11 protein-coding genes are annotated in these 12,643 nt (G+C 63.2%); 5 read left to right on the forward strand and 6 right to left on the reverse strand.

Going from position 1 to position 12,643, the window contains the following annotated elements:
- Window positions 1-137: 137 nt before the first annotated feature.
- Window positions 138-1,376, forward strand: a complete 1,239-nt coding sequence (locus JQ567_RS36035; protein ID WP_212443213.1) for an MFS transporter — start codon at window positions 138-140, stop codon at window positions 1,374-1,376.
- A 109-nt stretch (window positions 1,377-1,485) separates the two neighbouring features.
- On the opposite strand, the gene JQ567_RS36040 is transcribed toward JQ567_RS36035, so the two are convergent.
- From JQ567_RS36040 to hpaH, 6 genes are all read right to left on the reverse strand, one after another.
- On the reverse strand, window positions 1,486-3,114 hold the full coding sequence (locus JQ567_RS36040; protein WP_212443214.1) for a thiamine pyrophosphate-dependent enzyme: 1,629 nt from the start codon (window positions 3,112-3,114) through the stop codon (window positions 1,486-1,488).
- Between the two features lie 28 nt (window positions 3,115-3,142).
- A complete protein-coding gene (locus JQ567_RS36045) occupies window positions 3,143-4,012 on the reverse strand; it encodes a fumarylacetoacetate hydrolase family protein (protein WP_212443215.1) in 870 nt (289 codons plus the stop codon).
- A gap of 184 nt (window positions 4,013-4,196) precedes the next feature.
- On the reverse strand, window positions 4,197-5,180 hold the full coding sequence (gene hpaD / locus JQ567_RS36050) for a 3,4-dihydroxyphenylacetate 2,3-dioxygenase (RefSeq protein ID WP_212443216.1): 984 nt from the start codon (window positions 5,178-5,180) through the stop codon (window positions 4,197-4,199).
- Between the two features lie 126 nt (window positions 5,181-5,306).
- On the reverse strand, window positions 5,307-6,842 hold the full coding sequence (gene hpaE / locus JQ567_RS36055) for a 5-carboxymethyl-2-hydroxymuconate semialdehyde dehydrogenase (RefSeq protein WP_212443217.1): 1,536 nt from the start codon (window positions 6,840-6,842) through the stop codon (window positions 5,307-5,309).
- Entirely contained in the window at window positions 6,835-7,233 is a 399-nt protein-coding gene (locus JQ567_RS36060; protein WP_212443218.1) for a 5-carboxymethyl-2-hydroxymuconate Delta-isomerase, read from the reverse strand. Before JQ567_RS36060 ends, hpaE begins: the two co-directional genes overlap by 8 nt.
- A gap of 30 nt (window positions 7,234-7,263) precedes the next feature.
- Window positions 7,264-8,070, reverse strand: coding sequence for a 2-oxo-hept-4-ene-1,7-dioate hydratase (gene hpaH, locus JQ567_RS36065; protein WP_212443219.1), 807 nt, complete (start codon window positions 8,068-8,070; stop codon window positions 7,264-7,266).
- A 134-nt stretch (window positions 8,071-8,204) separates the two neighbouring features.
- Here hpaH and hpaR point away from each other — a divergent pair, with 134 nt between their 5' ends.
- From hpaR to JQ567_RS36085, 4 genes are all read left to right on the forward strand, one after another.
- Complete coding sequence (gene hpaR / locus JQ567_RS36070; RefSeq protein ID WP_212443220.1) at window positions 8,205-8,735, forward strand: homoprotocatechuate degradation operon regulator HpaR; 531 nt, start codon at window positions 8,205-8,207, stop codon at window positions 8,733-8,735.
- Window positions 8,736-8,948: 213 nt separating this feature from the next.
- Window positions 8,949-10,046, forward strand: a complete 1,098-nt coding sequence (locus tag JQ567_RS36075) for a malate/lactate/ureidoglycolate dehydrogenase (RefSeq protein WP_212443221.1) — start codon at window positions 8,949-8,951, stop codon at window positions 10,044-10,046.
- A gap of 40 nt (window positions 10,047-10,086) precedes the next feature.
- A complete protein-coding gene (locus tag JQ567_RS36080; protein ID WP_212443222.1) occupies window positions 10,087-10,866 on the forward strand; it encodes an HpcH/HpaI aldolase/citrate lyase family protein in 780 nt (259 codons plus the stop codon).
- A 137-nt stretch (window positions 10,867-11,003) separates the two neighbouring features.
- Window positions 11,004-12,527: a UxaA family hydrolase gene (locus JQ567_RS36085; RefSeq protein ID WP_212443223.1), complete on the forward strand. Its 1,524-nt coding sequence runs from the start codon at window positions 11,004-11,006 to the stop codon at window positions 12,525-12,527.
- Window positions 12,528-12,643 lie beyond the last annotated feature (116 nt).

Below are 12,643 nucleotides of genomic sequence, written 5' to 3' on the forward strand. Positions count from 1 at the left end.
TCTCTATCCGCGGAGACAGACCCCTCACCCGCCTCCGCTTCGCTCCGGCACCCTCTCCCACAAGGGGAGAGGGAAGAACGGCGGCTTCCCATCGAAGTTTCGTCTGGTCTATGCTCTCCCCGGGCGGGGAGCGAGACATGACCAGCATAGACGCGAAGGCCGACAGCGGCGCGGGCGGCAGCCGCACCGGCATCTATCTGGCGGTGCTGCAACTGATCTTCACGCTGGGCTGGACCACTTACGTCATCTACCTGCCGAAGCTCGCAGCCCAGGTCGGGATCGCACCTGGCATGGTGATCTTCATCCTGATGCTCGATCAGGCGATCTTCACCGTCACCGACACCGCGATGGGAATTGCGGCCGACAAGATCGCCCCCTTTATCGGCCGGCTCGGTGTCTTCGTCGGAATCCTGACCGCGATCTCCTGCGCGGCGTTCGTGGCGTTGCCGTTCGTGGCCGGCACGGGTCCGGGCGCGCAAGCCTGGTTCATCGTGCTGACCGTGATCTGGGTCGTGACGTCGTCGGCGTTGCGTGCACCGCCGCTGACGCTGCTCGGCAAGCATCGCGCGCGGTCACAGGTGCCGTTGCTGGCGGCGCTGGCGATACTGGGTTACGGCCTGGCCGGCGCGGTCTCGCCCTATCTCGGCACGGTGCTGCGCAACGAGGATCCGCGGCTTCCGTTCCTGATTTCGGGCGTCGTCCTGCTGCTCACCACGCTCGCGCTGTCGAAGGTCGAGCGCGACGCTGCGGCGCAAGCGCCTGCCCCGGGCGAGATGGCTGTCCCAGCCAAAGCGCTCAGCACGATCCCGATGTTCTTCATTGCGTCGATGGTGATCCTGTCGCTCGGCTATCAACTGCACTTCAGCCTCAACAGTTCGTCGTTCTTCCTGCGGTTCACGACGCAGGATCAGTTGCAGTGGCTGCTGCCGGTGTTCTGGATCGGCTTTAACATCGCGATGTTTCCGGCGAGCGTCGTGGTCAAGCACCGCGGCGGGTTGATCGTGATGGGCGCGGCCGGCCTGTTCGGCGCGCTGGCGGTGCTCGCCGCCGAGCTGTCAGGCAGCCTCAACATCCTTATTGTCGCGCAGTTCGTGGCGGGCGCGGCATGGGGTTGCATGCTGATGAGCGCGGTATCGGCGGCGCTGGCGATCGGGGACACCGGCGCCGAGGGCAAGGTGATCGGGCTGATGTTTTCAGCGCTGGCACTGGCGACCTTTGCGCGGATGGCGGCGGTCGCCGCCGGCCTGCAAAAGCTGCCGGAATACGCGCCGCTGTTGCACTGGGCGCCGGTTGCCTGCTGGGCGGTCGCGGGGGCGGGCCTGTTGGTGATCGCGGCGTCGCGATTGCAGCGCGGCGCGATGGCGGAGAAAGTCTAGCCGTCATTCCGGGATGGTCCGAAGGACCAGACCTCAGATGCGCAATTTCGCATCGGGGAATCTCGAGATTCCGGGTTCGTCGCTTCGCGCCGCCCCGGAATGACGACAGTTACGGCTTCGCCGGATGGATGAACGTCCACGGGCTTACTTCCGAATCCGTCGGCACCTCCACCGAAATCACATACGGCCCGCCATCGGCCAGCGCCTTTTCCAGCGCGGGGCGGAAGTGATCCGGCGAGGTGACGCGCGCCGCGCCGACGCCGAAGGATTCCGCGAGCTTGACGAAATCCGGATTGACCAGATCGGACGCTACCACGCGGCCATCGAAGCGTTCGCGCTGGTCGCGGCGCACATTGCCATAGGCGTTGTTGTTGAAGATCAGCGTCACCACGCCGATCTTGAATTGTACGGCGGTCGAAAGTTCCTGCACCCCGAACATGAAGCCGCCGTCGCCCGTGATCGCGACCACCGGCCGGTCCGGATGCGCGACCTTGGCGCCGAGCGCGGTCGGGAACCCCGAACCGAGTGTGCCCTGATAGCCTGACGTGATGAAGGTACGCGGCTCGTAGATCGGAAAGCCGTACCAGGAGGCGAAGCCGACCTGCGAGAGTTCGTCGGTGACGATGGCGTTCGCCGGCAGCACCTCGCGCAGGATGTTCAGATATGCCATCTGCGGCTGAACCTTCTGGATTTCCTCATGCGCCGCGGCGGTGGCTTCGCGGATCGCGGATCGCCGTCCGCTGGTCCTGCTGTAACCGGCCTTCTTCACCGCGGCGACCAGATCGGCGGTGCCGGCCTTGGCATCGGCGACCACGGCGGCGTCCGGCGTCAGCCGCCGCATCTCCGACGGATCGATATCGATACGGATCGACTTCAGGCCGGCCGGCTGGAACGGCCATCGGAATCCCGAAGCCGGCAATTCCATACGCGTCCCGATTCCGATCATCAAATCGGTCTGCGGCCACAGCTTGTAGGCCGCCGCCATTGTCAGCCCGAGTTCGTGCGCGTTGGAGACGATGCCGCGGCCGCTGCGGAACGCCACCACGGGCGCATCGATCATCTCGGCAAGCTCAAGGATTTCCTCGCGCGCGTGGATCGCGCCGCTGCCGACAAAGATCATCGGCCGCTTGCTGCCGGATACCAGCGCCGCCGCCGCTTTGATACGATCAGGATCAGGCTGTGGGGCCGGGAAGGTATCGAACGGGATCGAGCTTGCGACCTGCGCGCGCTGCGTGAACACGTCCCACGGCATTTCCAGCGACACCGGGCCGCGGCGTCCCGACTGCATTTCCTGGAACGCGCGCGAGACCTTCGCCGGGGCGTCGTCGGGATATTCGATTCTATCCGCCCATTTCACGAAAGTGCGCAGCGTTGCGAGCTGGTCCGGCATCTCGTGCAGGTGGCCGCGGCCCTTGCCGAGAAACGCCGTCGGCACCTGGCCGGTCAGGCACAGCACCGGCTCGTTACAACCGAACGCCGTCAGCAGCGCGGCGCTGGCGTTGAGCACGCCGGGACCAGGCACCACGCTGAACACGCCAGGCTTGCCGCTCGCGCGCGCATAGCCAAAGGCCATGTAGCCGCAGGCCTGCTCGTGCCGCGCGCCGATCACTTTCAACTGTGCCTGATGGAAGGCGTCGAACAGCCCGTAGACCTGCGCGCCGGGCAGGCCGAACACGGTATCGACGCCGTGCGCGACGAGGCCGTTGACGATCGCTTCGCCGCCGGAAGTTGAAGTCATGTCACTGTTCCATCATTGCAAGGATTGATCAGGCTTCGTCGGCCACACCATTGCGAAGCACACCGACGCCTTCGGCTTCTACCTCGATGACGTCGCCGGGTTTGAGATAGCGCGGCGGATCGAACCGCGCGCCGGCCCCCGTCGGTGTTCCCGTCACGATGACGTCGCCGGGCACCAGCGTGGTGAAGGTCGAGATGTAGTTGAGGAGATAACGGAAGCCGAAGATCAGCCGCGAGGTGCGGTCGTCCTGTCGCGTCTCGCCGTTGACCTTTGTGGTCAGGCGGATATCCGCGATCTGTGTTTCACTGGTGTAGGGCACCAGCCACGGACCAAGGCTGCCGGTGGAATCAAAGTTCTTGCCTTGAGTGACATTGAACTTGGCATGCCGCACCCAGTCGCGGATGGTGCCTTCGTTGCAGAGCGTCACCGCGGCGATGTAATCCAGCGCGTCATTCTCCTTGATGTGGCGGCCGGCCTTGCCGATCACGAGCACCAATTCGCCCTCGTAATCGAGCTGCGGCGACGCGCGCGGACGGATCAGCGGCGCGTTGTGGCCGACGAAAGATCGCGGCGTGCGCATGAACATGCTGGGAAATTTCGGCGCGTCCTGGCCGTCCTTGTATTCGGCGTTGCGGTCCGGGTAGTTCACGCCGATGCAGATGATCTTTTCCGGCGCCGGGATCGGCGGCTGCCAAGCGATGGCATCGAGCGCATGGTCCGGCGAGCGCTTTGCGGCGTCCTCGGAAAGTTTCATCAGCGCGCCGGCGGCGATGGCTTCACGCAGCGTCGGATATTCTTGTCCGAAGCGCGCCGAGAGGTCGATGATGCCGGCATCGGTGACGGCGCCGTATCTGGTGGCGCCATTGATGGAGTAGGTGGCGAGGCGGGGAGGAGCCATTGGTTATCCGATACTCTGTGTCGTCCCGGCGAACGCCGGGACCCATACGCCGTGTCCTATCGCTAGGGCACTGTGGCTGACACCTTCTGCAACACTGCCGCCGCGGGGTATGGGTCCCGGCGTCCGCCGGGACGACGCATGGTGAGCGACAAGCTGCATATGGTGGCGGTAATTCACGGCAATCCTAATCCGCAATCGTGACGTCGGCGACGAACGCCGGTTCGCGCACCGCTTGCCCCGTGAACGGCGAGCCCTGCTCGAACCAGGAGCGCGGCGCCGGTGCGCCCCACAACGTTTGCCGGCGCGGGTCCTTCAACGACCAGCGCAGCGGCTCGTGGTCGTGATCGCCGGTAAAATAGTCGCTGGTGTAGAGTTCGAGCCGATGGCCGTCGGGATCGCGGACATAGAGGAAGAACGCGTTCGAAATGCCGTGGCGGCCGGGGCCGCGCTCGATATTTTTGAGGAAGCCGCTGGAAGCCATTACGTCGCAGAGATGCAGCACGTTCATGGCCGTCGGCACCCAGTAAGCAAAATGGTGCAGGCGAGGGCCCTTGCCGTTGGTAATGGCAAAATCGTGCACGTTGCCCTTGCGGTGCATCCAGGCTGCGGCGATGCGTCCGTTCGGACCGTCCTCCTCGCCATATTCGGTCAGCCGAAAGCCAAGCCTTGCATAGAAATCGACGGTGCCCTGAACCTCGGCGGCGAAGACGTTGAAATGATCGAGCCGCTGCGGATGGCAGCCCTTGTAAAGGTCGTAGCGCCGCAGCAGATGCGGGCGCTTCTCCATCGTCGCATAGAGCTCGATCTGGAAGCCGAACGGATCGGTGAAGTGCAACGTGCGGCCCTGAAACGGCTGCTCGGCGAAGGCATAGGTGATGCCGTTCTCGGAAAAGAAGCTGGCGGCCTTGTCGAGATCGCCGTCATTGCCGACCTTGAAGCCGAGGCGGTTGCAGGCTGCGGTAGCCGCCTTGCGCAGCACCAGCGAGTGATGCTGATGCTCCTCGGCGCCGCGCAAATAGACCGCCTTGTCGTCACGGTCCTCGACATGGAGGCCGACGGTCTTTTCGTAGAAGTCGCTAGAGGCGTTCAGGTCCGTCACGTCGAGCACGGCGTGGCTGGAGCGGATGATGTTGAATGGCGGATCGAAGACGTGTGTTGGTACCGGCATGTGGCGTTTCCCTGATTGGCTGTCATTCCGGGGCGCGAAGCGAACTTATGATGTGCAATTGCACATCTGAGAATCTCGAGATTCCGGGTCTGGTGCTTGCGCACCATCCCGGAATGACGGCTGTGGTTAAATTCCCAGTCTCTGTATCTTGTGCGTCCCGCGCGCCAGCGAGACGTGTTTGGTTTCCATGTAGAAGTCGAACGAGTAATCGCCGCCGTCGCGGCCGATGCCGGATGATTTCATGCCGCCGAATGGGGTGGGCAGATGGCGGACGTTCTCGGAGTTGAGCCAGATCATGCCGGCCTCCAGCGCATCGGCGACGCGCAGCGCGCGGCCCATGTCGCCGGTCCAGACATAACCGGTGAGGCCGTACTGCACGCCGTTGGCGATCTCGATCGCGTCGTTCTCGTCCTTGAATGGAATCACGGTCAGGAACGGGCCGAATACCTCTTCCTGCGCGACACGCATTTTGGCGTGCGCACCGGTGACCAGCGTCGGCTGCACGTAATGCCCGCCGCCGGGGCCGTCATGTGGCTTGCCGCCGACCGCGATGGTCGCGCCGTCCTTCTGCGCGACGTCGAAATAGCTGCAGACCTTTGCGAGATGCCGCTCGTGGATCAGTGGACCTATTTCGGTCACGGGATCGAGGGGATGACCGACCTTCAGCGCCTTCACCCGGGCCGTGAGTTTTTCGATGAATTTTTCCGCGATGCCCTGCTGGACCAAGAGGCGGCTCGACGAGGTGCAGCGCTCGCCATTGAGCGAGTAAATCATGAACACGACCGCATCCAGCGCGCGGTCCAGATCAGCATCGTCGAACACGATCACGGGGTTCTTGCCGCCGAGCTCGAAATGCACGCGCTTCAAGGTCGGCGCGCCCTGCGCCATGATCGCCGAGCCCGTCGAACTCTCGCCGACGAACCCAATCGCTTTGATCGCGGGATGCTCGGTCAGCGCCTTGCCGGCCTCTTCGCCGATGCCATGCACGGTGTTGAGCACGCCATCGGGCACGCCGGCCTGTTTTACAAGCTTTGCAAGGAGATCGGCCGTCACCGGCGACCATTCGGCGGGCTTGTGCACGACCGTGCAGCCGGCGGCGAGCGCGGGCGCGATTTTCCAGGTCGAGAGCATGAACGGCGTGTTCCAGGGCGTGATCACGCCGACCGGACCGATCGGCACCCTCGTCGAGATGTTCCAGTGTTCCTCGCTCGGCGTGTTGAGCCCGTCGCGGGCCTCCGCGCATTTATCGGCGAAGAAGCGGAAATTCTCCGCGGCGCGGATCGCGGCCTTGGCCATGAAACGGTGGGCCTGCCCGGTATCGATGCATTCGAGCACGGCGATATCGTCGGCGCGATCTTCAATGGCGTCGGCGACGCGATGCAGCAGCTTCTTGCGCGTCGCAGCCGGCATGTCGCGCCAGGTTTTGAACGCGGTCGCCGCTGCGGTGGCGGCGCGGTCGATATCATCAGGCTTGCCACGCGCAACGGAGGCCAGCACCGCGCCATCGACCGGCGATTTGGTCTCGAAAGTTTGCCCAGAGATCGACGGCACCACCTTGCCATCGATCATGTGCCCGATGCCTTCGGCCTTCAATTTGGCGAGCAGGGGAGTTGCGCGGTCGCGGTTGGCCTGGAACACGTCTTTCGGGGTGACCTTATCCATTGACTGTCTCCACCTTCAAAGCTTCGTGGATGTTGTTGCGCTTCCAGCTGGTTTCCTTGTCGTTGATCTGCATGTCGAACGACAACGCGAATTTTGTCTCGGTGAATACCGGATCGAGATGGGCCGAGAGTGCTTTGAAGATGTGCTCGCCGGCCTTCTTCCGGGTGGCGAGATCGCGGCCTTCGCCGAGCCGCAGCACCATGTCGAGAAAGCCGTAATTGTGCCTGCCGTCGGCGATCGCGTAGTGCTCGCATCTGATTGCTCGCACCCGGATGCCGCCGAGCGGGAAGATGCCGGTTTCAACCGCGGCCTTGCGCACCAGTTCCACTACCGCACCCATATCGACGCGCGCATCGAGATTGGCGGAGTATTCGATCGTGAAATGCGGCATGTTCGTACTCCAGCGTTTCTCGCAGAAATATCAAGCGAAGTAACAGCTCACCGAGCCATAGGGACCATAGTCGGCCTGGATCGTGTCGCCTTTGCGGGTTTCGATAGGGCGAATGAACGATCCTGCCAGCACCACTTGCCCCGCTTCCAGCGCCAGGCCATTGGGCGCGATCTTGTTGGCGAGCCAGGCCACGGAGGTTGCGGGATGGTTGAGCACGCCCGCGGCAAGCCCGGTCTCTTCCAGCTGGCCGTTGCGAAAGCACAGCGCGCCGATCCAGCGCAGATCTGCGTCCATCGGGCGGATCGGCCGGCCGCCGAGCACGATGCCGGCATTGGCGGCGTTGTCGGCGATGGTGTCGAAGATCTTTCGTGTCGCTTTGGTTTGCGGATCGACGCGTTCAACGCGGGTGTCGAGAATTTCCAGCGCCGGCACCACAAAATCGGTGGCGTTGAGCACGTCGAACATGGTGCAGTCGGGGCCCGAAAGCCGCGTCTTCATCACGAACGCAAGTTCGGCCTCGACGCGGGTCGCGATGAACCGGTCCGATGGCACAAGCCCGCCATCGGCAAAGAACATGTCGTCGAGCAGGATGCCGGAATCCGGCTCGTTGATATTGAGCGCGCTTTGCATCGCCTTCGAGGTCAGGCCGATCTTGTGGCCTTTGACAATGCGGCCCTGCGCGATCTTCATGTCGACCCACGCCTTCTGGATCGCGTAGGCGTCGCCGATCGTGATGCCGGGGTGCTCGAGCGAAATCTGCCGGATCTGCGTGCGGGTCTTTTCCGCATGGTCCAGCCGCTCGGCGGCGACGCGAATCTGGTCGTTGGAAAGGGCCATATGCTCTCAGCAAAAAGATGGTGCCGGCAGATGATTAACATGTTAAGTGAAATCGATCAAACCGAATTAGCGCTTGCTGCACCGCAAAACTTTATTCCCTTTGATCAGCATTACTGATGGCGGACGATTGGCGGATGGCACGGAAGAAATCGCAGACGGAATCCAACACGGCAGCGGCCGAGACGACGCGGCGCGCGCCGATGCGCGACTTCTCGCGTTCGCTGCCGATGTCGCTGCTGCGCGCCCGCGAAGCCGTGATGCGCCAGTTCCGCCCCTCCTTGCGCAATCACGGCCTGACCGAACAGCAATGGCGGATCCTGCGCGCGCTCACGACCGTGGATGCCATTGAAGTAACCGAGCTGGCGCGTGTTGCGTTTCTGCTGGGACCAAGCCTGTCGCGCATCCTGCGCGATCTCGAAGCGCGCCAGTTGATCGAGCGCCGTACGGCCAAGGCCGATCTGCGCCGCGCCGTGGTGTCGATATCAGCCAAGGGATTGAAACTGATCGAGGCGGTGGCGCCGACCTCGGAAGCGATCTACGCCGAAATCACCAGCCGATATGGTGCCCGCAAGCTTGCCGAACTGCAGGACATGCTGGGCGTGCTGGAACGCAGCCTCGTGGCCATGGAAGTGGCAGGCGAGGAAAGCGGCGAGATCGAGGAGTGAGCACAAATTTGCATGATGCTACCGGCGCCACGCATAGCGGCCAGGCAAATGATTGCAATCATTGCCCGAGTGCGACTGAGGCCATAGACACGCACGCCATTTTTCGCTCAAAGTGCAGCCAAGCTGGTCGTGAAAACCGGCGCGGGAGCTAGCGGTTTCGTCGCGGGATGATGCGGCTGGACCGAAAGACGAAGAACAGGCTGAACTCCAGACATGGTCACGATCCAAGTCAGCAATTTGATCGATTTCGTTGCCGAGGTCTTTTCCCGTTCGGAATCCTCCGCCGAAGAAGCAAGGCGCATCGCGAGCTACCTGACCACAGCCAATCTTACCGGCCATGACAGCCACGGCGTGATCCGGGTGCCGCTCTATGTCAGCTGGAAGAAAATGGGAAGGGTGGTTCCCGATCAGACCGTCGAAGTCGTGGTTGATACGCCTTCGCTTGCGGTCGTCGACGGCAAGTTCGGGTACGGACAGACCGTGACGCCGCAAGCGGTGCGGATCGGCATCGAGAAATGCAAGAAGGCCGGGCTCGCCGCGATCGCCCTGCGCAACGCCGGCCATATCGGCCGCGTTGGCGACTGGGCGGAGATGGCTGCGGCCGAAGGCCTGGTCTCAGTGCATTTCGTCAACGCCGCAGGCTCGCTGCTGGTGGCGCCCTATGGCGGCGTCGAGAAACGGTTGTCGACCGCGCCCTATTGCGTCGGCATTCCGCGCAAGGACCAGGACCCGATCGTGCTCGATTTTGCCACCTCGGTCGTTGCCGAAGGCAAGGTGCTGGTCGCGAGCCGCGGCGGCAAGAAATTGCCAAAGGGAGCGCTGGTCGATGCCGACGGCACGCTGAGCGAGGATCCGGCGGTGTTGTACGGGCCGCACAGCGCGGAAGGCCCGCGCGATCACACCAAGGGCACCGGCGCGATCCGCGCGTTCGGCGAGCACAAGGGATCAGGGCTCGCCTTCATCTGCGAACTGCTCGGCGGCGCGTTGACTGGCACTGGTGCTACTTCGGCGGACCGGCAATTCGCCAACGGCATGCTCGCGATCTATGTCGATCCGAAGGTGGTCGACACCAGCAATTTCTTCGACGGCGAAATCTCGCGCTATGTCGACTTCATCCGGGCCACCAAGCCGATCTCAGGCGTTGACGCCGTGCTGATTCCCGGCGATCCCGAGAAGAAAATGCGTGCCGACCGCACCAGGAACGGTGTGCCGCTGCCGGACGATACCTGGGCAGCGATCGTCAATACCGCCCGCGAGGTCGGTGTCAGCGAGGTCAGTATCCAGCGGGCCGTGAGCCAGGCTGTTCAGTGAAATCCACCGATTGCAACGATCACAAAAGGAAACGCGATCAATGACTACAAACAACGTCAAGAAAGTCTGGGCTTCGGGCAAGGCCGTCGTCAACGCCTGGCTGGCCATCCCGTCAGGGTTTTCGGCCGAAGTGATCGCGCAATGCGGCTTCGACAGCGTCACCGTGGATATGCAGCACGGTGTGCAGGACTATCTGTCGATGGTGCAGTGTTTCCAGGCGATGAACGGTCACCCGGTGACGCCGATGGTCCGCGTTCCCTGGAACGAGCCCGGCATCATCGGCAAGGTGCTCGACGGCGGCGCCTATGGCGTGATCTGCCCGATGATCAACACGCCGGAGGAAGCGAAGAACCTGGTTCAGTATGCGAAGTATCCGCCGAAGGGCACCCGTTCGAACGGCCCGATCCGCTCCGGCATGTACGGTTCCGCCGGCACCTATCAGCAGACCGCCAATGACGAAATCGTGCTGCTGCCGATGATGGAGACCAAGACCGCGGTCGAGAACATGGAAGCGATCCTCGATGTCGAGGGCATCAACGGCGTCTATATCGGACCCTCGGATCTCGGGTTCTCCTATGGCCTGGTGCCGAAGCTCGACCGCGAGGAGCCGGAAATCCTCAAGATCTACGAGAAGATCATCAAGGAATGCGGCAAGCGCGGTCTTCACGCGGGTATCCACTGCTCGGGCGCCGAAGGTGCCGTGCGCGCGATCAACATGGGCTTCAAGCTGGTGACGCTGTCCAACGAGAGCGGCCTGATGATGACCTACGCCAAGATGCAGGTGAACCAGACCCGCAAGGATTCAGCCGGCAAGGCGTAAGCTCTGGTGTTCCGGACGCGGTGCAGCGCTGCTTTGCGGTGCACCGCAGAGCCGGGACTGATTTGTGTGGTAAGACATGGGCCCCGGATCAATATTATCCGGGGCACGATCGTTTTGAGATAGCCAGGAGACCTGTCATGGCCCGAGCCCCCGTGATCCGCTTGCACCCCGATGATGGCGTGCTGATTGCACGCTCCAGCCTGCCGGCGGGCATGGTCGTGGCCGACGGCGTCACCACGGTCGAGCGGATTCCCGCCGGCCACAAGGTGGCGATCAAGCCGATCGCGGCCGGCGAGCCGGTGCGGCGCTATGGCCAGATCATCGGCTTTGCGACCATTCCCATCGCGCCGGGCCAGCACGTCCACACCCAGAATTGCGGCATGGGCGATTTCGCCAAGGACTATGCGTTCGGCGTTGACGTCACCCCGACGCCGAATTTCGATCTGCCCGCGACCTTCGACGGCATTCGCCGTTCCGACGGGCGGGTCGCGACCCGCAACTATATCGGCATTCTCACCTCGGTGAATTGCAGCGCGCATGTCGCGGGCATGGTCGCCGACATCTTCAAGAAAAATCCGTTCACCGGCGACAATCCGCTGGCGGATTTCCCAAACGTCGACGGCGTGGTGGCGCTGACGCACAAGACCGGTTGCGGCATGACGCAGGACGAGCCGCTGGCGCTGCTGCGGCGGACGCTCGGCGGTTACGCGCGGCATGCGAATTTTTCGGCCGTGATCGTGCTCGGCCTCGGCTGCGAGGTCAACCAGATCGGCGGGCTGATGCAGGAGCAGAAGCTCGCGGGCCGTCTGCGCGCGATGGACATCCAGGAAGTCGGCGGCACCCGCAAGACCGTGGAAGCTGGCGTCGCCTTTGTGCGCGAGGCGTTGATCGACGCCAACAAGGTCAAACGCGAGCCGGTGCCGGCCAGCGAACTGACGGTGGCCCTGCAATGTGGTGGCTCCGACGGCTATTCCGGTGTATCGGCCAATCCGGCGCTGGGAGCTGCGAGCGATCTTCTGGTGCGCCATGGCGGCACCGTGATCCTGTCGGAGACGCCGGAGACCTACGGCGCCGAACATCTGTTGACGCGCCGCGCGGTCAGCCGTGAGGTTGGCGAGAAACTCGTCGGCCTGATGCGCTGGTGGGATGAATACACGGCGCGGGAAGGCGCCGAGATGAACGCCAATCCGAGCCCCGGCAACAAGGCCGGCGGCCTTACGACGATTCTTGAGAAATCATTGGGCGCGATGGCCAAGGCCGGTACCACCAATCTGGTCGACGTGCTGAACTATGCCGAGCCCGTCACCAAGAAGGGTTTTGTGTTCATGGATACGCCCGGCTACGACCCGGTCGCGGCGACCGGGCAGGTGGCGGGCGGCGCCAATCTCGTCTGCTTCACCACCGGCCGCGGCAGCGTGTTCGGCTGCAAGCCCGCGCCCTCGATCAAGCTTGCGACCAACACGGCGATGTACACCCGCATGGAAGAGGACATGGACGTCAATTGCGGCACCATCCTCGACGGCCAGGAGACGGTGCAGGAATGCGGCCAGCGCATCTTCGAGCTGATGCTGAAGACCGCATCGGGCCAGCCGACCAAGAGCGAGAGTTTTGATTTCGGCGGCGCTGAGTTTGCGCCGTGGGTGATCGGCGCGACGATGTAGGTTTGTCGTCGCGCTCTCTCTTCCATCGTCCCGGCGAAGGCCCTAGGGCATGCACACATCTAGTTTATTGGGGATTCCCGAATCGGCATTTTGTGTGATTCATATTGTGACACTTC

It is taken from the genome of Bradyrhizobium sp. AUGA SZCCT0431 (assembly GCF_018131065.1).
GTDB lineage: Bacteria > Pseudomonadota > Alphaproteobacteria > Rhizobiales > Xanthobacteraceae > Bradyrhizobium.

What these genes read in the sequence shown, in the direction of transcription:
- JQ567_RS36035 (WP_212443213.1), top strand. Translation starts at nt 138, where the DNA reads ATGACCAGCATAGACGCGAAGGCCGACAGCGGCGCGGGCGGCAGCCGC.
- JQ567_RS36040 (WP_212443214.1), bottom strand. Translation starts at nt 3,114, where the DNA reads ATGACTTCAACTTCCGGCGGCGAAGCGATCGTCAACGGCCTCGTCGCG.
- JQ567_RS36045 (WP_212443215.1), bottom strand. Translation starts at nt 4,012, where the DNA reads ATGGCTCCTCCCCGCCTCGCCACCTACTCCATCAATGGCGCCACCAGA.
- hpaD (WP_212443216.1), bottom strand. Translation starts at nt 5,180, where the DNA reads ATGCCGGTACCAACACACGTCTTCGATCCGCCATTCAACATCATCCGC.
- hpaE (WP_212443217.1), bottom strand. Translation starts at nt 6,842, where the DNA reads ATGGATAAGGTCACCCCGAAAGACGTGTTCCAGGCCAACCGCGACCGC.
- JQ567_RS36060 (WP_212443218.1), bottom strand. Translation starts at nt 7,233, where the DNA reads ATGCCGCATTTCACGATCGAATACTCCGCCAATCTCGATGCGCGCGTC.
- hpaH (WP_212443219.1), bottom strand. Translation starts at nt 8,070, where the DNA reads ATGGCCCTTTCCAACGACCAGATTCGCGTCGCCGCCGAGCGGCTGGAC.
- hpaR (WP_212443220.1), top strand. Translation starts at nt 8,205, where the DNA reads ATGGCACGGAAGAAATCGCAGACGGAATCCAACACGGCAGCGGCCGAG.
- JQ567_RS36075 (WP_212443221.1), top strand. Translation starts at nt 8,949, where the DNA reads ATGGTCACGATCCAAGTCAGCAATTTGATCGATTTCGTTGCCGAGGTC.
- JQ567_RS36080 (WP_212443222.1), top strand. Translation starts at nt 10,087, where the DNA reads ATGACTACAAACAACGTCAAGAAAGTCTGGGCTTCGGGCAAGGCCGTC.
- JQ567_RS36085 (WP_212443223.1), top strand. Translation starts at nt 11,004, where the DNA reads ATGGCCCGAGCCCCCGTGATCCGCTTGCACCCCGATGATGGCGTGCTG.